At 49.0% G+C, this 19,241-nt stretch carries 14 protein-coding genes; 8 read left to right on the top strand and 6 right to left on the bottom strand.

What is annotated here, in order from left to right:
- Window positions 1-87 precede the first annotated feature (87 nt).
- Both rapA and rluA read left to right on the top strand, forming a co-directional pair.
- The gene (gene rapA, locus M2387_RS17965) at window positions 88-2,994 is read left to right on the top strand and encodes an RNA polymerase-associated protein RapA (protein ID WP_259051348.1); all 2,907 of its coding nucleotides are present in this window, start codon (window positions 88-90) and stop codon (window positions 2,992-2,994) included.
- 84 nt (window positions 2,995-3,078) lie between these two features.
- Window positions 3,079-3,738 (top strand): bifunctional tRNA pseudouridine(32) synthase/23S rRNA pseudouridine(746) synthase RluA, encoded by a 660-nt coding sequence (gene rluA, locus M2387_RS17960; RefSeq protein ID WP_259051347.1) that lies wholly within the window; start codon window positions 3,079-3,081, stop codon window positions 3,736-3,738.
- A 68-nt stretch (window positions 3,739-3,806) separates the two neighbouring features.
- Here rluA and djlA read toward each other — a convergent pair whose 3' ends face one another.
- Window positions 3,807-4,616, bottom strand: coding sequence for a co-chaperone DjlA (gene djlA, locus M2387_RS17955; protein ID WP_259051345.1), 810 nt, complete (start codon window positions 4,614-4,616; stop codon window positions 3,807-3,809).
- A gap of 183 nt (window positions 4,617-4,799) precedes the next feature.
- Between djlA and lptD the strand changes: the two genes are divergently transcribed.
- From lptD to apaH, 6 genes are read left to right on the top strand one after another with little or no spacing between them, the layout of a single operon-like run.
- A complete protein-coding gene (gene lptD / locus M2387_RS17950; protein ID WP_259051343.1) occupies window positions 4,800-7,214 on the top strand; it encodes an LPS assembly protein LptD in 2,415 nt (804 codons plus the stop codon).
- A 54-nt stretch (window positions 7,215-7,268) separates the two neighbouring features.
- Entirely contained in the window at window positions 7,269-8,561 is a 1,293-nt protein-coding gene (gene surA, locus M2387_RS17945) for a peptidylprolyl isomerase SurA (protein WP_259051342.1), read from the top strand.
- The gene (gene pdxA / locus M2387_RS17940) at window positions 8,554-9,543 is read left to right on the top strand and encodes a 4-hydroxythreonine-4-phosphate dehydrogenase PdxA (RefSeq protein ID WP_259051339.1); all 990 of its coding nucleotides are present in this window, start codon (window positions 8,554-8,556) and stop codon (window positions 9,541-9,543) included. Before surA ends, pdxA begins: the two co-directional genes overlap by 8 nt.
- On the top strand, window positions 9,540-10,364 hold the full coding sequence (rsmA, locus tag M2387_RS17935) for a 16S rRNA (adenine(1518)-N(6)/adenine(1519)-N(6))-dimethyltransferase RsmA (RefSeq protein WP_259051337.1): 825 nt from the start codon (window positions 9,540-9,542) through the stop codon (window positions 10,362-10,364). Before pdxA ends, rsmA begins: the two co-directional genes overlap by 4 nt.
- A gap of 3 nt (window positions 10,365-10,367) precedes the next feature.
- Window positions 10,368-10,745, top strand: a complete 378-nt coding sequence (gene apaG / locus M2387_RS17930) for a Co2+/Mg2+ efflux protein ApaG (protein ID WP_259051334.1) — start codon at window positions 10,368-10,370, stop codon at window positions 10,743-10,745.
- A gap of 4 nt (window positions 10,746-10,749) precedes the next feature.
- Window positions 10,750-11,586, top strand: a complete 837-nt coding sequence (gene apaH, locus M2387_RS17925; protein WP_259051332.1) for a bis(5'-nucleosyl)-tetraphosphatase (symmetrical) ApaH — start codon at window positions 10,750-10,752, stop codon at window positions 11,584-11,586.
- Window positions 11,587-11,680: 94 nt separating this feature from the next.
- Here the strand turns inward: apaH and folA are convergent, their stop codons facing one another.
- The 5 genes from folA to rihC form a co-directional block, all read right to left on the bottom strand.
- Window positions 11,681-12,160 carry a type 3 dihydrofolate reductase gene (gene folA / locus M2387_RS17920; RefSeq protein ID WP_259051330.1) on the bottom strand — a complete coding sequence of 160 codons (480 nt, stop codon included), beginning with the start codon at window positions 12,158-12,160 and terminating at the stop codon, window positions 11,681-11,683.
- Between the two features lie 287 nt (window positions 12,161-12,447).
- Complete coding sequence (gene carB, locus M2387_RS17915) at window positions 12,448-15,672, bottom strand: carbamoyl-phosphate synthase large subunit (RefSeq protein ID WP_259051328.1); 3,225 nt, start codon at window positions 15,670-15,672, stop codon at window positions 12,448-12,450.
- Between the two features lie 15 nt (window positions 15,673-15,687).
- Complete coding sequence (gene carA / locus M2387_RS17910) at window positions 15,688-16,836, bottom strand: glutamine-hydrolyzing carbamoyl-phosphate synthase small subunit (RefSeq protein WP_259051325.1); 1,149 nt, start codon at window positions 16,834-16,836, stop codon at window positions 15,688-15,690.
- A gap of 464 nt (window positions 16,837-17,300) precedes the next feature.
- Window positions 17,301-18,122: a 4-hydroxy-tetrahydrodipicolinate reductase gene (dapB, locus tag M2387_RS17905; RefSeq protein WP_259051323.1), complete on the bottom strand. Its 822-nt coding sequence runs from the start codon at window positions 18,120-18,122 to the stop codon at window positions 17,301-17,303.
- Window positions 18,123-18,271: 149 nt separating this feature from the next.
- The gene (rihC, locus tag M2387_RS17900; protein ID WP_259051321.1) at window positions 18,272-19,189 is read right to left on the bottom strand and encodes a ribonucleoside hydrolase RihC; all 918 of its coding nucleotides are present in this window, start codon (window positions 19,187-19,189) and stop codon (window positions 18,272-18,274) included.
- Window positions 19,190-19,241 lie beyond the last annotated feature (52 nt).

The raw sequence follows: 19,241 nt of genomic DNA, 5'->3' as shown, positions 1-19,241 counted from the left end.
AATCTAAATTTTCAATCACTGCCTGACTCAGGCGGTCGTTGTGTGTTTGCCAGAATTTATACGTCACTGAAAAAGAGCCGAAAACTTATGCCTTTTACACTTGGTCAGCGTTGGATCAGCGATACCGAAAGCGAACTGGGACTGGGAACTGTAGTTGCGCTGGATACGCGCATGGTCACACTCTTATACCCTGCAACGGGTGAAAATCGTCTGTATGCCAGAAATGACTCACCGATTACCCGGGTAATGTTCAATCCGGGTGATGTCATTACCAGCCATGAAGGCTGGCAGCTCAAAGTGAATGAAGTCACCGAAGAGAATGGATTACTCGCCTATACCGGCACCCGCCTTGATACCGCTGAAGAACAGGTCATCCTGCGCGAAGTGTTTCTCGACAGTAAACTGGTATTCAGTAAACCACAAGATCGTCTGTTCGCCGGGCAAATTGATCGCATGGATCGCTTCGCTTTGCGTTTCCGTTCCCGGAAATATCAGAGCGAACAATCGCGTCAGATCTGGAGCGGTCTGCGCGGTATGCGTACCAACCTGATCCCTCATCAGCTGAATATCGCGCGCGATGTGGGACGCCGTCATGCACCTCGTGTTTTGCTGGCAGATGAAGTGGGTCTGGGTAAAACAATCGAAGCCGGAATGATTATCCACCAGCAATTGCTGGCAGGTAGTATCGAACGTGTACTGATTATTGTGCCAGAGACGCTTCAGCATCAGTGGCTGGTCGAAATGCTGCGTCGCTTTAACCTGCGCTTCGCCCTGTTTGACGACGAGCGTTATGTGCAGGCTCAGCATGACAGTGATAATCCTTTTGAGACCGAACAGTTAATCATCTGCTCTCTCGACTTTGTGCGTCGTAATAAACAGCGTCTTGAGCATCTGTGTGAAGCCGAATGGGACTTGATGGTGGTCGATGAGGCTCACCACTTAGTCTGGAGTGAGGAAGCCCCTAGCCGGGAATATATGGCCGTGGAACAGCTGGCGGAGAATATCCCGGGTATCCTGCTGCTGACCGCAACGCCTGAGCAGCTCGGAATGGAAAGCCATTTCGCCCGTTTGCGCCTGCTCGATCCGGACCGCTTCCACGACTTCGCCCAGTTTGTTGAAGAACAGCAGCACTATCGTCCCATCGCCGATGCCGTTGCCCTGCTACTGGAAGGTAATCGTCTGAATAACGAACAGCTGAACGTAATCAGCGAATTGCTGAGCGTCCAGGACATCGAACCTTTACTCCAGGTTGCTAACAGCGACAAAGAAGGTAGCGAAGCGGCACGTAAAGAATTAATTTCCATGCTGATGGACCGACACGGCACCAGCCGCGTGCTATTCCGTAATACGCGCGGTGGCGTTAAAGGTTTCCCGAAACGTGAGCTGCATACCATACGTCTGCCGCTGCCCACGCAATATCAAACAGCCATCAAAGTTTCCGGCATTATGTCTGCCCGTAAATCGGTAGAAGAACGTGCCCGTGACATGCTCTACCCTGAACAGATTTATCAGGAATTTGAAGGTGATACCGGAACATGGTGGAACTTTGACCCGCGTGTTGAATGGCTGATGGGTTACCTGACCAGTCATCGTTCCCAGAAAGTCCTGGTTATCTGCGCTAAAGCCACCACAGCGCTCCAGCTGGAGCAAGTTCTGCGTGAGCGTGAAGGCATCAGAGCAGCCGTATTCCACGAAGGCATGTCGATAATAGAACGCGACCGCGCCGCAGCCTGGTTTGCTGAAGAGGATACTGGCGCACAGGTGCTGTTATGTTCTGAAATCGGTTCTGAGGGCCGTAACTTCCAGTTTGCCAGCCAGCTGGTAATGTTCGATCTGCCGTTTAACCCGGATTTGTTAGAACAGCGTATTGGCCGTCTGGACCGTATAGGCCAGGAGCATGATATTCAGATTCATGTACCTTTCCTGGAGAAAACCGCGCAGTCAGTGCTGGTCGAGTGGTATCACGCGGGTCTTGATGCCTTTGAGCATACCTGCCCAACCGGTCGGACTATCTATGATAGCGTTTATCCTCAACTGGTTGAGTATCTTGCCGCACCAGAAAATACCGAAGGCTTTGATGAGCTGATAACCCAGTGCCGCGAACAGCATTCCGCACTGAAAATTCAGCTGGAGCAAGGCCGTGACCGCCTGCTCGAGATCCACTCCAACGGTGGTGAAGAAGCACAGCAGCTTGCACAAGCTATTTCTGAGCAGGATAACGACACCCAACTGGTCACCTTCGCCTTAAACCTGTTTGATATCGTCGGTATCAACCAGGACGATCGCGGCGATAATATGGTAGTTCTGACGCCTTCAGATCATATGCTGGTTCCTGACTTCCCGGGTCTTCCGGAAGACGGCTGCACCATCACCTTCGAACGTGATATTGCCCTGTCGCGTGAAGATGCACAGTTTGTGACCTGGGAGCATCCGATCATCCGTAATGGCCTTGATCTTATTCTCTCTGGTGATACCGGAAGCTGTGCATTATCGCTGCTGAAAAATAAGGCGCTGCCTGTCGGAACCTTATTACTCGAACTCATCTACGTTGTTGAAGCGAAAGCGCCTAAGCAGTTACAGCTTAACCGCTTCCTGCCCCCGACGCCGATACGTATGCTGGTCGACAAAAATGGCACTAACCTGGCGGCCCAGGTTGAGTTTGAAAGCTTTAACCGTCAGCTGAGTGCCGTTAACCGTCATACCGGCAGCAAACTGGTTAATGCGGTTCAATCTGATGTCCACGCTATTTTGCAGCTGGCTGAAGAAAAAGTGGCTGAAGCCGCGCAGGTGATCATTGATGCCGCGACGAGTGAAGCGAATGAAAAATTAACTGCCGAACTGTCTCGCCTTGAGGCATTACGTGCGGTGAACCCTAACATTCGTGATGATGAGTTAGCTGCCATCGAAACCAATCGTCAACAAGTGATGGTCGCACTGAGTGAAGCCAACTGGCGTCTGGATGCCCTGCGCCTGATCGTGGTTACACATCAGTAAAGCGGTATGCTCTCCTCTCCGGCCCCGGGTAAATCCAGGGCTGGAGAATCAACCGCTGCAATGTAACAGGAAGGATTTGAGTCAATGTTAATGGAGCCGTACTGCCCACCGACAGAGCCTTGGTTGCATATTCTTTACCAGGATGCTCATATCATGGTGGTGAATAAGCCCAGCGGGCTGTTATCAGTACCCGGGCGTCTTGACGAACATAAAGATAGCATCATGACCCGTATTCAGCGTGATTTCCCACAAGCTGAGTCCGTTCATCGCCTGGATATGGCCACCAGCGGCGTCATGGTTGTCGCCCTGAATAAAGCCGCAGAACGTGAGCTAAAACGCCAGTTCCGCGAACGTGAACCGCAGAAGCAATATATTGCCCGTATCTGGGGTCACCCCCAGCAGGAAGAAGGGTTGATTGACTTACCCCTGATTTGTGACTGGCCAAACCGTCCGAAACAAAAAGTCTGTTATGAGACCGGTAAGTCAGCACAAACCGAGTATCAGGTACTGGAATACTTTCCGGACAATACCGCGCGTATTTTGTTAAAACCGATAACCGGGCGTTCGCATCAGCTCCGCGTTCATCTGCAGGCCTTAGGACACCCGATTTTAGGGGACAGGTTCTATGCCACACCAGAGGCCCTGGCGCTGGCACCCCGTTTACAATTACATGCTGGCAGTCTGACTATCACGCATCCAGACTACGGTAGTAGCATGACCTTTAAAGCTCCGGCAGATTTTTAAACAGAGCAGACTGCTATTCTGTATTTCAACCGCTGGAGGGAAAGCATCACACTTTCCCTCCAGTACGGTTATTTAAAACCCTTGGTTGTCTTGATAAGATCGTAAGCCGCCTGAATTTCCTGCGCTTTCTCTTTCGCCATCTGCATCATTTCCGGTGGTAAACCTTTAGCAACCAGTTTATCCGGGTGATGCTCGCTCATCAGCTTGCGATAAGCTCGCTTAATGACGGTCGGTTCATCACTGCTCTTCACTCCCAGCACATTACAGGCATCATCCAGTGTCGGGCCACGCTGTTGGCCGAAGCCCCCTTGCGATTGCTGATACTGGCCGCCACCAAACTGCTGTCCGCCTTCCATCATGCGCAGGAACTGTTCGAACTGTACCCGTGAAATACCGAGCTCTTCGGCAATAACAAACAACACCTCGCGTTCATTCGGATGCAGTGAGCCATCGGCAAAAGCAGCCTGAATCTGAATTTCCAGAAACATCCTGACTAAGTCGAAACGCCCCATACAAACGCCGCGAAGCTCGCGCATTTTTTCACGTAACGGGTAGTCATTCTCTTTACCCACGCGGAATGCCCGCTGAGCAGCGCTTCGGCCTTCGCCTTGAAGCTTCATTCTGTCCATTAATACTGAGGCCAGATGAATATCAGCCTCGGTGACTCGTCCCTTCGCCTTGGTCAGGTGCCCCATCACTTCAAATGTGGTGTTAAAAAACAGGGTCTGACGCTGTTGCTGATTCATAAATCCTGAGCGCTGGCGGTCTCTGGCTTTATCCACCATATGACCGATCAGAAAGCCTATGACAATTGCCCAGAAGCCACCGCCTGAGAATATTCCCAGGATAACACCGAGTACTTTACCCCAATACCGCATAAACTCCCCAAATCGTCATGCTGTGATTCTGAATTTGCTTTATCATACCCGTCATTGATGGCAGTTACCTAACGACATACTGCCGAACATGCAGGATTAACACTAGCGCTGTGATGATGAGTGCGCTAGTCTCTGACCGTTTGCCTTCGCTAGACCCTGATGACGGAACAACGAATTAAACGTATGAAAAACCGTATTCCTACTTTGCTGGCCACTTTGATTGGTTCAGCTCTCTATAGCCAGCAAGGTATGGCTGCCGATCTCGCTTCGCAGTGTATGCTGGGCGTCCCAAGCTACAACCGTGCGCTGGTTGAAGGGGACACCACCAACCTTCCTGTGACCATTGAAGCTGATAGCGTTACTGGCGATTATCCTGACAATGCTTTCTTTAGCGGCAACGTTCAGATTCAACAGGGTAATAGCCTGTTACAGTCTGATGAAGTCCAGCTGCATCAGAAACAACTGGCAGGACAACCAGAACCTATTCGCACAGTGGATGCGTTAGGTAACGTACGTTACGACGATAATCAGATAATTCTCAAAGGCCCTAAAGCCTGGTCGAATTTGAACACCAAGGACACCAATGTCTGGAAAGGTGATTATCAGCTAGTCGGTCGCCAGGGACGTGGTAATGCTGACGTCATGAAACAACGTGGCGAGAACCGCTATACCATCCTTGAAAATGGATCCTTCACCTCCTGTCTGCCAGGTTCAAATACCTGGAGTGTGGTCGGGAGTGAAGTCATTCAGGACCGTGAAGAACAGGTCGCTGAAATCTGGAATGCGCGTTTTAAACTAGGTTCGGTGCCGGTTTTTTATAGTCCTTATCTCCAACTACCTATCGGCGATAAACGCCGTTCAGGCTTTTTAATTCCTAATGCGAAGTACAGCTCGACTAACTACTTCGAATTTTCGCTGCCCTACTACTGGAATATCGCGCCTAACTTTGATGCAACTATTACCCCTCATTACCTGCATAAGCGGGGAGGCGTTCAGTGGCAAAATGAGTTCCGCTATTTGAGTCGGGCAGGACAAGGTCTCCTTGAGTTCGACTATCTGCCAGAAGACGATCAGTACAATAACGGCAACGATATTAACTCCGGTAGCAAAGAGAAGCGCTGGTTATTCTATTGGAACCATAATGGTGTTGTAGACCAAGTCTGGCGGTTTAATGTTGACTACACCAAAGTCAGCGACTCCCGCTATTTTAACGACTTCTCTTCACAATACGGCTCCAGTACCGATGGCTACGCCACGCAAAAATTCAGTGCCGGTTATGCCAGCCAGAACTTTACCGCCACGCTTGCCACCAAACAGTTCCAGGTCTTTGCAGACCAAATAGGTAGCACCACCAGTTCATACCGTGCTGAGCCGCAGCTGGATGTTAATTACTATAAAAACGATGTCGGTCCGTTCGATACCCATATTTATGGTCAGGCGGTGAAATTCACTAACGTGAATAACAACATGCCTGAGGCGACTCGTTTGCATCTGGAGCCGACAATCAACTTGCCGTTATCTAACGGTTGGGCCAGCCTGAATACCGAAGCCAAGCTGATGGTGACGCATTATCAGCAGGATAATTTAGAAAATTATCGTAACTATACCAACCAGCTTTATCAGGCTAATCAGTCAAGTTCGGATTATCGCGAACTCTATGACAGTGCCCGAGGTTTGTCGTCAACGGTCACCCGGACCATGCCACAGTTCAAAGCTGACGGAAAACTGATTTTTGACCGTAATATGGAGAACGTGGCTGGCTGGACACAAACGTTAGAGCCGCGGGCGCAATACCTATATGTCCCGTATCATAATCAGAGCAATATCAATAACTACGACTCGGCGTTATTACAATCTGACTATAACGGACTGTTCCATGACCGGACCTATGGCGGCCTGGACAGGATTGCTTCCGCTAATCAGGTAACCACCGGTGTCACTTCCCGTGTCTATGATGATGCTTCGATTGAACGTTTTAACGTTTCTGTGGGTCAAATTTATTACTTCAATCAATCTCGCACCGGTGATGACAACATCAACTGGGAAAAAGACAAGAAAAGTGGTTCGATGATATGGGCCGGTGATACCTACTGGCGCATGACAGAGAGCTGGGGTCTGCGTGGTGGTTTAGAGTATGATGCGCGTCTGGCGAACCTTGCAACCGGCAGTGCAGCAATAGAGTATCGTCGTGATGCAGACCGACTGGCACAGCTGACCTATCGCTATGCCAGCCCTGAATATATTCAGGCAACATTACCTTCGTTCTCTAATGCCAAGCAGTATAAAGAAGGCATTGCACAGGTGGGTACTGTTGCTAGCTGGCCATTCGCCGACCGCTGGGCAGTAGTAGGTGCGTATTACTTCGATACGAATACCAGACAGACTGCCAATACTATGCTCGGCGTACAGTATAGTTCTTGCTGTTATGCCATTCGTATTGGCGCCGAACGTAAAATCAACGGTTGGCAAAATAATCAAAGTCAGTACGATAATGTATTCGGCTTTAACATTGAGTTACGTGGCCTGAGTTCTAATTACGGTCTGGGCACTCAGCAAATGCTGCGTTCTAACATTCTACCGTACCAAAGCTCGCTGTAATTCGCTTTGACTGAAAACGTAATCCGCTTTGCGGCTAAGTAAAATGGAAAAAGTATGAAGAACTGGAGAACCCTGTTTCTCAGCATTGCCCTGGTGACCAATACAACCTTCGCTGCACCACAGGTTGTTGACAAAGTCGCTGCAGTAGTCAATAACGGCGTCGTGCTGGAAAGTGATGTCGATGGCCTGATGCAATCGGTAAAAATGAATGCACAGCAAGCGAATCAGCAGCTTCCTGATGATGCCACGCTTCGCCATCAGATCCTCGAACGTTTGATTATGGACGAGCTGGTTCTGCAAATGGCCCAAAAAATGGGTGCTACCGTTACTGACGAAGAATTGAATCAAGCTGTCGCCAATATTGCTCAGCAGAATAATATGTCACTGGAACAACTTCGTAATCGTCTGGCTCAGGATGGCATCAGCTATAACAGCTACCTGAACCAAATCCGTAAGGAAATGACGATTTCAGAGGTACGTAATAACGAAGTCCGTCGCCGTATTACAATTCTGCCGCAAGAAGTGGATTCTCTGGCACAACAAATCGGTAATCAAAATGACAGTAGTACTGAATTAAACTTAAGTCATATATTGATTCCACTGCCTGAAAACCCAAGCTCAGCGCAGGTTGATGAGGCTGAGAAACAGGCCGCATCTGTTGCAGACCAGGCGCGTAATGGTACCGATTTCGGTAAACTTGCCATCAGCTATTCAGCCGATCAGCAAGCTCTGAAAGGCGGCCAGATGGGCTGGGGTCGTATTCAGGAACTGCCTTCTCTGTTTGCTCAGGCATTAAGCACAGCGAAAAAAGGCGATATTATTGGTCCTATTCGTTCAGGTGTCGGTTTCCACATTCTGAAAGTGAACGATTTACGTGGTCAGACACAAAATATCTCCGTAACAGAACTGAAAGCACGTCATATATTGCTGAAACCTTCACCGGTTCTGACTGATGCTCAGGCTCGCCAGAAACTGGAGCAAATTGCTGCGGATATTAAGACTGGCAGCACAACCTTTGCTGATGCAGCGAAATCCTTCTCTGAAGATCCAGGTTCAGCTAATCAGGGCGGTGACTTAGGCTGGGCAACGCCAGATATTTACGACCCGTCATTCCGTGATGCGCTGTTGAAACTGAACAAAGGCCAAATTAGTGCTCCAGTGCACTCTTCTTTTGGCTGGCATTTGATTGAGTTGCAAGACACCCGCAACGTCGACAGAACCGATGCGGCACAAAAAGACCGAGCCTATCGTATGCTGATGAACCGTAAAATGTCCGAAGAAGGCCAAAGCTGGATGCAAGAACAGCGCGCTGGCGCTTATGTGAAAATTATCGGTAATAATGACTAATATTTCACGCGTGGTTATCACTCCCGGCGAGCCCGCCGGGATTGGTCCTGACCTGGTAATCGCCTTAGCGCAACGCGACTGGCCGGTTGAGTTAGTGGTCTGTGCCAGCACAGAATTACTGCTCGAACGTGCCGCCCTGTTAGGTCACCCTCTCAGCTTAATCCCACTGGACACCGATAAACCCGCCACAGATCAGCGTGCAGGTACCCTCACGATATTACCTGTTGCCCTGCGTGAGCCGGTTATACCAGGCAAGCTTAATGCGGCAAACAGTGCCTATGTAGTCGAAACGCTCGCCCGTGCCTGTGATGGTTGCCTGAGTGGTGAATTTACTGCCTTAATTACTGGCCCGGTACATAAAGGAATAATTAACGACGCAGGTATTCCGTTTATCGGTCATACCGAGTTTTTTGAAGAGCGTTCACAGAGCGAAAAAGTCGTGATGATGCTGGCAACAGAAGAGTTACGCGTCGCTTTAGTGACCACTCATCTGCCGCTAAAAGCGATTTCCGATGCAATAACGCCGGATTTACTACGCCAGATTGTCACCATCCTGTATCATGACTTGCAAACCAAGTTTGGTATTGCCGAGCCGCATATCCTGGTCTGTGGTCTGAACCCACACGCGGGTGAAGGCGGGCATATGGGCACCGAAGAGATAGACACTATCATTCCGGTATTGAATACACTGCGTCAGCAGGGAATGAATCTTTCAGGCCCGCTCCCGGCAGATACCTTATTCCAGCCTAAATATCTCGATAACGCCGATGCTGTTCTGGCGATGTATCACGATCAGGGTTTGCCGGTATTGAAATATCAAGGCTTTGGCCGAGCGGTAAATATTACCCTGGGCTTACCTTTTATCCGTACTTCTGTTGACCATGGAACCGCCCTTGAACTGGCAGGCCTTGGCAAAGCAGAGGTCGGCAGTTTTATTACGGCGCTTAATCTCGCCATCAAAATGATTACTAATAGTCGATGAATACTCGAGTTCACCAGGGCCACCTTGCCCGCAAACGTTTTGGACAAAACTTTCTTAACGATCATTTCGTTATCGACAGCATTGTCTCTGCAATAAATCCACTCCCCGGACAAGCGATGGTTGAAATCGGTCCGGGCCTCGGGGCATTAACTGAACCCGTTGGCGAGCGTATGGATAAACTGACCGTGATCGAGCTCGATCGCGACTTAGCTGCACGCTTACAGACCCATCCTTTTCTTGCTCCTAAATTAACGATTTATCAGCAAGATGCGATGACAATGAATTTTGCCGAATTACGCGACAAAATTGGGCAGCCATTACGTGTTTTCGGTAACCTGCCATACAACATTTCGACCCCTTTGATGTTCCATCTCTTCAGCTATACTGATGCTATTGCTGACATGCACTTTATGCTGCAAAAAGAGGTGGTCAACCGTCTGGTTGCCGGCCCGAACAGTAAAGCCTATGGCCGTCTTTCGGTTATGGCGCAATATTACTGTAATGTCATTCCTGTACTGGAAGTGCCGCCAACGGCATTTACGCCAGCACCTAAGGTTGACTCAGCCGTCGTCCGTCTGGTACCACATGCTGTTCTGCCACACCCAGTGAAAGAATTACGCATGCTCAGTCGAGTCACCACTGAAGCATTTAATAAACGTCGCAAAACTATCCGTAATAGTCTTGGCAACGTATTTAGTGTTGAGGTTCTCGAAGAGCTGGGTGTCGACCCGACGCTGCGTGCGGAAAATATCACTGTTGCACAGTATTGCTTGCTGGCAAACTATCTGTCTGATAACCCGCAAAAACAGCTGGAGAGTTAACCTATGCTTAATTCGCCCCGAGTATGTGTCCAGGTACAAAGTGTCTATATCGAAGCGCAATCCTCGCCAGAGCAGGAACGTTTCGTCTTTTCCTATACCGTCACTATCCGCAATCTGGGGCGAACGGCAGTGCAGCTTCTCGGCCGTTACTGGTTAATCACTAATGGTAATGGTCGTGAAACTCAGGTTCAGGGCGAAGGCGTAGTCGGCGTTCAACCGCTTATCGAGCCCGGTAATGAGTATCAGTATACCAGTGGCGCAATTATCGAAACGCCACTTGGTACTATGGAAGGGCATTATCAAATGGTTGATGCCGAAGGTAATGATTTCAATGTTGCCATTCCAGTCTTTCGTTTAGCCATACCTTCATTTGTTCACTGAATCCATGTCTACCTATCTTATTGGCGACGTTCATGGCTGCTTCCATGAACTGACAGCATTATTAAAGCAGGTCGAATTCTCACCGGAAAAAGACACCCTGTGGCTAACGGGTGATTTAGTTGCCCGTGGCCCTGACTCGCTGGAGGTGCTGCGCTATATTCGCAGCCTGGGTTCCTGTGTACGTATGGTGCTGGGAAACCACGATTTACATCTCCTGGCTGTCTATGCAGGCATTAGTCGTAATAAGCCCAAAGATAAGCTCACGCCGTTACTTGAAGCTGAAGATGCTGATGAGTTAATTAACTGGCTACGCCGTCAGCCATTGCTTCAGGTTGATAAAGAGAAAAAACTGGTGATGGCACATGCGGGTATTACTCCCCAGTGGACGCTCGAAACAGCTCAAGCCTGCGCCCGCGATGTCGAAGCGCTGTTAGCCAGTGATAGCTATCCCCTTTTCCTTGATGCAATGTATGGTGACCTACCAAATAGCTGGTCTGCCAATCTTAGCGGCCTGGCACGTCTGCGTTTTATCACCAATGCCTTTACCCGGATGCGCTACTGTTTCCCTAACGGGCAACTGGATATGTCTGTGAAAGAGGCTCCGGAACACGTCCCTGCGCCACTCAAACCCTGGTTTGATATTCAAGGTTTACTTCCTGCTGACTACTCGGTTGTTTTTGGACACTGGGCATCACTGGAAGGTAAAGGAGCACCTCAGGGGGTTTATGCTCTGGATACGGGTTGCTGCTGGGGAGGAGATTTAACCTGTCTACGCTGGGAAGATAAAACGTATTTCACACAGCCGCAGATTAAACAGCCGATAGAAATGTATATCAGCTAAGAGGATTGCCGCGTTTAAGTGACACCCAAGCGTCGCTTTAACGGAAGCTCTAATCAGGTGGGGGATGAATGCAAATGCTCACCCCCAATAATGACTAGCGACGCTCTACGATTTCAAAACAGTAGCCATGCGAATTACTGTCATCAGCATCGTGGAATTCGCTAAAGGTTGACTGCCACTCGTCCGGAGAGTAGTCCGGGAAATGGGTATCACCTTCAACTTCAGCATCAATGTGCGTCAGATACAAGCGTTGTGCCAGCGGTAAAAACTGTTCATAAATACTGCCGCCACCAATCACCATAATCTCTTCAGCATCGCCACAAGCAGCAATTGCCTCTTCCAGCGAAGAAACCCACTCAACGCGCGGATCGTTACCAGGCTTGCTACTCATCACAATATTTTTACGGTCAGGCAATGGACGCCCAATCGATTCCCACGTCAAGCGGCCCATGATAACGGGTTTATTCAACGTGGTTCGTTTAAACCAAGCCAGGTCGGCCGGTATATTCCATGGCATAGCGTTTTCCATGCCAATAACACGATCTACTGCCAGCGCAGCAATCAGACTGATCATTTCGGTTATCCAAGTCCTGAGGAGGGAAAATTTTCGCCACTATACGGAAAGCGTAATACTTCGTCGATAGGGTCAGGCGACACAATGAAAATTTTTTTATCAACTGCCTGATTACACCCCCTCACCTTAACGGTAATTGATTAAAAAAAACACATTGAATTTACATTATAGTTTAATAACCACAATTTTATTTCATTACGCACAAAATCTACATTTTATACGGCCATTAAAAAAGCTCGCCGAAGCGAGCCTTAAGTCAATTTTGCGACATCTTAATCAGTTAACTATTACTGATTAATCAGGGCATGCATTTCCTGGACTGAGATAACTTTTTCTGTTGCATCAGCGTTCAATGCCATCGCGGTCGCAAAACCACCGTTTAGCGTGGTGTCATAATGCACTTTATATTGCAGCGCACTACGGCGGATCAGTTTTGAGTCTTCAATCGCCTGACGACCCGCGGTGGTGTTGATGATGTAGGTGTACTCCCCATTCTTGATTCTGTCCTGAATGTGCGGACGACCTTCATGCACTTTATTCACCAGACGTGGATTTATACCGGCTTCACCCAGCACCACTGCTGTACCGTGTGTCGCATCCAGGTCAAAGCCCTGCTTCAGCAATTTAGCCGCCAGGTCAACCACACGCTCTTTGTCACCTTCACGTACTGAAAGCAGCGCACGGCCCGGTTTACGCATCGTTGAATGGCTACCCAGCATCGCTTTAGCAAAGGCTTCAGCGAAAGTCCGTCCCACACCCATCACTTCACCGGTAGAGCGCATTTCTGGCCCTAACAGTGGGTCAACGCCCGGGAATTTATTAAACGGCAGCACCACTTCTTTAACCGAATAGTAAGGCGGGATGATTTCTTTAGTAACACCCTGCTCTACCAGCGTCTGTCCTACCATGACACGAGCAGCCACTTTCGCCAGTGCCGTTCCTGTCGCTTTAGAAACGAACGGTACAGTACGCGCAGCACGCGGGTTCACCTCAATCAGATACACTTCGTTATCTTTGACGGCAAACTGGACGTTCATCAGACCACGAACCTGCAATTCAAACGCCAGCTTCTGTACCTGCTGACGCATGACATTCTGGATGTCCTGGCTCAGGGTATAAGCCGGTAATGAGCAAGCGGAGTCACCAGAGTGCACGCCTGCTTGTTCAATATGTTCCATGATGCCGCCGATCAGTACCGTTTCACCGTCACAAATCGCATCTACATCAACCTCAACCGCATCATCAAGGAAGCGGTCAAGCAGAACAGGAGCATCGTTAGATACGCTGACCGCCGCATGGAAATAGCGACGTAAGTCAGTTTCATCGTAGACGATTTCCATTCCGCGTCCGCCAAGGACATAAGAAGGACGTACCACTAATGGATAGCCAATCTGTGCCGCTTTTTCGACAGCCTGATCGATAGTAGTTACCGTTGCGTTCGCAGGCTGTTTTAACTTCAGACGCTCGACAGCATGCTGAAAACGCTCACGATCTTCGGCGCGGTCGATAGCATCCGGGCTGGTACCAATGATAGGTACGCCGGCTGCTTCCAGAGCACGAGCCAGTTTCAGTGGAGTCTGACCACCGTACTGTACAATCACCCCTTTCGGTTTTTCGATACGGACAATTTCCAGTACATCTTCAAAGGTGACAGGTTCGAAATAGAGTCTGTCAGAGATATCGTAGTCGGTTGAGACGGTTTCAGGGTTACAGTTAACCATGATGGTCTCATAACCGTCTTCACGCAGTGCCAGAGAAGCATGAACACAGCAGTAATCAAACTCGATGCCCTGACCGATACGGTTTGGTCCGCCGCCCAAAACCATAATTTTGTCTTTATCATGGTTAGGGTTCGCTTCGCACTCTTCTTCATAAGTGGAGTACATATAAGCGGTATCAGTAGCAAATTCTGCTGCACAGGTATCAACCCGCTTATAAACCGGGTGCAACTTATACTGTTCACGCAGTTTACGAATTTCGCTCTCACGTACGCCAGCAAGCTTAGCCAGACGCGCATCGGCAAAGCCTTTACGCTTCAGCATCCGCAGGAACTCATGGTTCAGGCCGGTAATGCCTACCTCGACCACTTGCTCTTCCAGGCGGATCAGTTCTTCGATTTGTACCAGGAACCAGCGATCGATATTGGTCAGATTGAACACACCGTCGACCGACAGGCCAGCGCGGAAAGCATCGGCAACGTACCAGATACGTTCGGCACCAGCATCTTTCAGTTCGCGGCGGATCTTGGTTAAGGCTTCCGGATCGTCAAGGTTAACTTTAGGATCAAAGCCCATCACGCCGACTTCAAGACCACGTAATGCTTTCTGCAGTGATTCTTGCTGAGTACGACCAATCGCCATCACTTCACCAACAGATTTCATCTGTGTAGTCAGACGGTCATTGGCGCCAACAAATTTCTCAAAGTTAAAACGTGGAATTTTGGTGACAACATAGTCGATGGAAGGCTCAAAAGAAGCCGGAGTACGTCCACCGGTAATATCGTTCATCAGCTCATCAAGGGTATAACCTACAGCAAGCTTAGCGGCGACTTTAGCAATCGGGAAACCGGTCGCTTTAGAAGCCAGAGCAGAAGAGCGGGAAACTCGCGGGTTCATCTCGATAATAATCAGACGACCATTTTTCGGGTTCACGGCGAACTGTACGTTTGAACCCCCGGTCTCGACACCGATTTCACGCAGTACCGCCATCGAGGCGTTACGCATGATTTGGTATTCTTTATCGGTCAGCGTCTGGGCTGGAGCCACGGTGATAGAGTCACCGGTATGGATCCCCATCGGGTCAAAGTTTTCGATAGAACAAACGATGATACAGTTATCGTTCTTATCACGAACCACTTCCATCTCATACTCTTTCCAGCCAATCAGCGACTCATCAATAAGCAGCTCTTTGGTAGGCGAGAGATCCAGGCCACGTTCACAGATTTCTTCAAATTCTTCACGGTTATAGGCAATACCGCCACCGCTGCCACCCATGGTAAAGGAAGGGCGAATAATGCACGGATAACCTAAGTCTGCAGCGATAGCGAGTGCTTCTTCCATATTATGGGCGATGCCAGAACGCGCGGTATCGAGGCCAATTTTTTTCATGGCGATATCGAAACGGCGACGGTCTTCTGCTTTATCAATGGCATCAGCGGTGGCACCAATCATGGTGACACCAAACTCTTTCAGTACGCCCTGACGCTCAAGCTCCAGCGCACAGTTCAACGCAGTCTGGCCACCCATGGTAGGCAGAACCGCATCCGGACGTTCTTTTTCGATAATCTTGCGCACAACTTCCCAGTGAATTGGCTCGATATAAGTTGCATCAGCCATTTCCGGGTCAGTCATGATGGTCGCAGGGTTAGAGTTGACCAGGATAACGCGATAGCCTTCTTCGCGCAGGGCTTTACAAGCTTGAGCCCCAGAGTAGTCAAACTCACAAGCCTGGCCGATAACAATCGGGCCAGCGCCGAGGATCAGGATGCTTTTTATATCTGTACGTTTTGGCATTTTTTAAGCTCCTGATTATTTGGCTGTAGCACGATAGTGCTTAATCAAATCAATAAAGTGGTCAAACAGCGGCGCGGCATCATGCGGGCCAGGGCTTGCTTCAGGATGTCCCTGGAAACTAAAGGCCGCTTTATCAGTGCGATGAATACCTTGTAAGGTGCCATCAAACAGCGATTTGTGCGTGACGCGCAGGTTTGCCGGAAGCGTGGTTTCATCGACAGCAAAACCGTGGTTCTGTGCGGTTATCATCACGCAGTCACGGTCGAGATCTTTAACCGGGTGGTTACCACCGTGGTGACCGAATTTCATTTTCACGGTTTTGGCACCACTTGCTAGTGCCAGCAGCTGGTGGCCCAGACAGATACCAAATACCGGAACATCAGTTTCCAGCAGGCTGGAGATCGCGCTGATAGCATAGTCACAAGGAGCGGGGTCGCCCGGTCCGTTAGAGAGGAATACACCGTCTGGCTCTAATTTCATTACGTCTTCGGCAGAAGTCTGCGCCGGAACCACTGTCAGGCGACAGCCTCTGTCCACCAGCATACGCAAGATATTACGCTTCACACCGTAGTCATAAGCAACAACATGGTAGGGAAGTTTATTTTCAGGCGTTGCTTCTGGCAGGTCATCAGCCAGAGTCCAGCTGCCTTGCTGCCAGCTATAGACTTCTTGTGTTGTCACTTCTTTCGCAAGATCCATACCGTTCAGACCAGGGAAGGCTTTTGCTTTTTCTAAAGCTTGCCCGGCATCCAGGTTATCACCGACGATAATGCAGCCGTTCTGAGCGCCCTTCTCACGTAGTAAACGTGTCAGCTTACGGGTATCGATATCCGCGATAGCAACAATATTATGACGTTTGAGATAAGAAGAGAGGTCTTCGGTGTTGCGGAAGTTACTGGCAATCAGTGGCAGGTCGCGAATTATCAGGCCTTGAGCATGAACCTGAGAAGATTCAGCATCCGCTTCGTTAGTACCAACATTTCCAATATGGGGATAAGTAAGAGTGACAATCTGGCGGGAGTAGGAAGGATCAGTGAGGATTTCTTGATAACCGGTCATAGAGGTGTTGAAAACGACTTCCCCCACTGCCGTACCCGATGCCCCAATGGCCCGACCGTGGAATTGGGTTCCGTCTTCCAGAACCAATAGCGCTGACTTAATCAAAACGTCCTCCAAGAATAATCATTCATTTTATCCGCATATTAATTCAAAACCGTAGTCAGAATCAATCGCAAAAAACGTCTACCAGCAGGATTTTTGGCAAACGGCGGCATTCTAGAGATAAGACAGTCAAAAGTCTACTCTGTCGCGCACTTTTCATAGATATTTGCCATTCTGATAAATAAAACTGTCATTAGTGGTTAAAATATTCAGATAACTTAGGCAGGTAATCGATTGCTAGCAATCCTGAGGGGGTAAATTAAATAGTGAGATTAAAAAACAATCAATCATGAGGCTTTTCGTAGCCTGACGCCCAATTGCAACGGTAAAACTATGATTTATACCTTGCAGTAATGAAAAACACATCAAAACACTCTAAATAATAATTAAAAAAATGGGCGATAAAATATCACCCATTAAATCAGTATATTAAAAATAATAAATCAGCATGATTTAATCATTAAAATCTAAATACTATCCAGACCAAGGACATCTTTGATATCAAAGAGACCACTTTCTTTGCCCTTAAGCCATAATGCAGAACGAACCGCACCATTTGCAAAAGTCATACGATTAGAAGCTTTATGGGTTATTTCAATACGCTCCCCCAGATCGGCAAACATAGCGGTGTGCTCACCGATAATATCCCCGGCACGGATGGTCGCAAAACCAATACTACCAGGCACACGTTCACCGGTATCCCCTTCACGCGTATAAACCGCACAGTCTTTCAGGTTTTTACCCATAGCCTTGGCGATGGTCTCTCCCATAGCCAGAGCAGTCCCTGACGGGGCGTCAACTTTATAGCGATGATGCGCTTCAATAATTTCAATATCAGTATCTTCGCCAATTACTTTGGCTGCCGTTTCCAGTAGCTTCATCATGACATTCACACCCACGCTAAAGTTGGCGGCAAACACCACGGGTATCTCTTTTGCTGCATCGGCAATAGCCTGTTTACCCGCGTCATCAAAACCGGTGGTTCCAATGACCATGCCTTTACCGTGCTTACGGCAAAAGGCCAGATGAGTCAGCGTGCCTTCCGGGCGGGTAAAATCGATCAGAATATCAAAGTCGTCAGCAACCGCATCAAGGCTGTCATGAATCACTACATTCACATTTCCAGCACCAGCAAGCTCACCTGCATCGCTACCCACCAGAGAAGAACCAGGACGTTCAAGCGCAGCACCCAGCTGCGCGCCTTCACGCTGCAGCGTTGCCTGGATCAGCTGACGACCCATACGTCCGCCTGCTCCTGCTATAGCTACTCGAATTTTTGCATCTTGCATATCTGTACTCTTTTTTAAAATTGGCAAAGAAAACATATGTTCAGGGTAACCAGCTCAGCGCTGAGCTGCCAGCCAAAAACACTGATAATTAGAATTTACTGTTCGACGATGTTTATTATAAATCTCGCTTAAACTCACGCAGATCGCCTTCAGGGAGCCAGCGCCAGTGCCTCTGTCACCCATTGCTGAAAACCAATAACATCAATATCTAAAGCTACCTCAGCATTGGCTGGGTGCCCTAACCGTTGTTCAATATCGACCACGGTAGTACCGCTGGTATACTCACCTTGCGTTTCAACTGCCACAAAGCATGGTTTGGTACGGAACAATTCCGGTTTAACTAAAAAGGCGATGGCGGTTAAATCATGCATCCTCAGTCCTGTTTCCATGCTGCCACTACGATAGTGACTAAAAATTGCATGCAGCATTTTTCCAGTACGGTTCAGTCCGGGTAAAGTTGTCAGGTACTCAGGCGTCAGCATCGCATGATTAGTGACATCCAGCCCGCACATCACAATATCCAGCCCGCTATTAAAGACATGCGCTGCTGCTTCAGGATCGACCGCAATATTAAATTCGGCATTCGGCGTGAAGTTACCTCTTCCTGACGAACCGCCCATCATCACAATGCGCTTAATACGTGATTTACATTCAGGATAGTGGGCCAGCAGCATAGCGATATTGGTCAAAGGACCGATAGTGACCAGGGTAACAGGTTCTTCACTGGCCAGCAGACAATCATGGATAGCCAGAAAAGCAGGTTTATCAATCGCGCCACGATCGGCCGGAGCAAAGCTATAGCCAGCCATACCGGACTCGCCATGAACACTAGAAGCGTCACGTGGCGGGCGTAACAGTGGAGCAGCAGCTCCACGCGCAACGGGAACCGGCTGCTGCCAGAACGTCATTAATTGCAGGGCATTACGGGTCGTTTTCTCCACCGAAACATTACCAGATACGGTACTGATGAGTTTCACGTCGAGTTGAGGAGAAAAAAGCGCAGCAGCGATAGCCACCGCGTCGTCAATACCCGGGTCAGTATCAATAATGATAGGGATCTTGTTCATACTGTTCTCCAAAAAAAATGCCAGCTGATTTACATCAACTGGCATCGTCTTA

Source organism: Klebsiella sp. BIGb0407 (assembly GCF_024807845.1).
Taxonomy (GTDB): domain Bacteria; phylum Pseudomonadota; class Gammaproteobacteria; order Enterobacterales; family Enterobacteriaceae; genus JGM124.
Note: the sequence above shows the minus strand (reverse complement) of the source record. Positions and strands in the feature narration are given on the sequence as shown.

Coding starts and splice junctions, on each gene's coding strand:
- folA (WP_259051330.1), bottom strand. CDS start 12,160: ATGATCAGTCTGATTGCTGCGCTGGCAGTAGATCGTGTTATTGGCATG.
- rihC (WP_259051321.1), bottom strand. CDS start 19,189: ATGAACAAGATCCCTATCATTATTGATACTGACCCGGGTATTGACGAC.
- apaG (WP_259051334.1), top strand. CDS start 10,368: ATGCTTAATTCGCCCCGAGTATGTGTCCAGGTACAAAGTGTCTATATC.
- carB (WP_259051328.1), bottom strand. CDS start 15,672: ATGCCAAAACGTACAGATATAAAAAGCATCCTGATCCTCGGCGCTGGC.
- apaH (WP_259051332.1), top strand. CDS start 10,750: ATGTCTACCTATCTTATTGGCGACGTTCATGGCTGCTTCCATGAACTG.
- surA (WP_259051342.1), top strand. CDS start 7,269: ATGAAGAACTGGAGAACCCTGTTTCTCAGCATTGCCCTGGTGACCAAT.
- djlA (WP_259051345.1), bottom strand. CDS start 4,616: ATGCGGTATTGGGGTAAAGTACTCGGTGTTATCCTGGGAATATTCTCA.
- lptD (WP_259051343.1), top strand. CDS start 4,800: ATGAAAAACCGTATTCCTACTTTGCTGGCCACTTTGATTGGTTCAGCT.
- rsmA (WP_259051337.1), top strand. CDS start 9,540: ATGAATACTCGAGTTCACCAGGGCCACCTTGCCCGCAAACGTTTTGGA.
- rapA (WP_259051348.1), top strand. CDS start 88: ATGCCTTTTACACTTGGTCAGCGTTGGATCAGCGATACCGAAAGCGAA.
- pdxA (WP_259051339.1), top strand. CDS start 8,554: ATGACTAATATTTCACGCGTGGTTATCACTCCCGGCGAGCCCGCCGGG.
- rluA (WP_259051347.1), top strand. CDS start 3,079: ATGTTAATGGAGCCGTACTGCCCACCGACAGAGCCTTGGTTGCATATT.
- dapB (WP_259051323.1), bottom strand. CDS start 18,122: ATGCAAGATGCAAAAATTCGAGTAGCTATAGCAGGAGCAGGCGGACGT.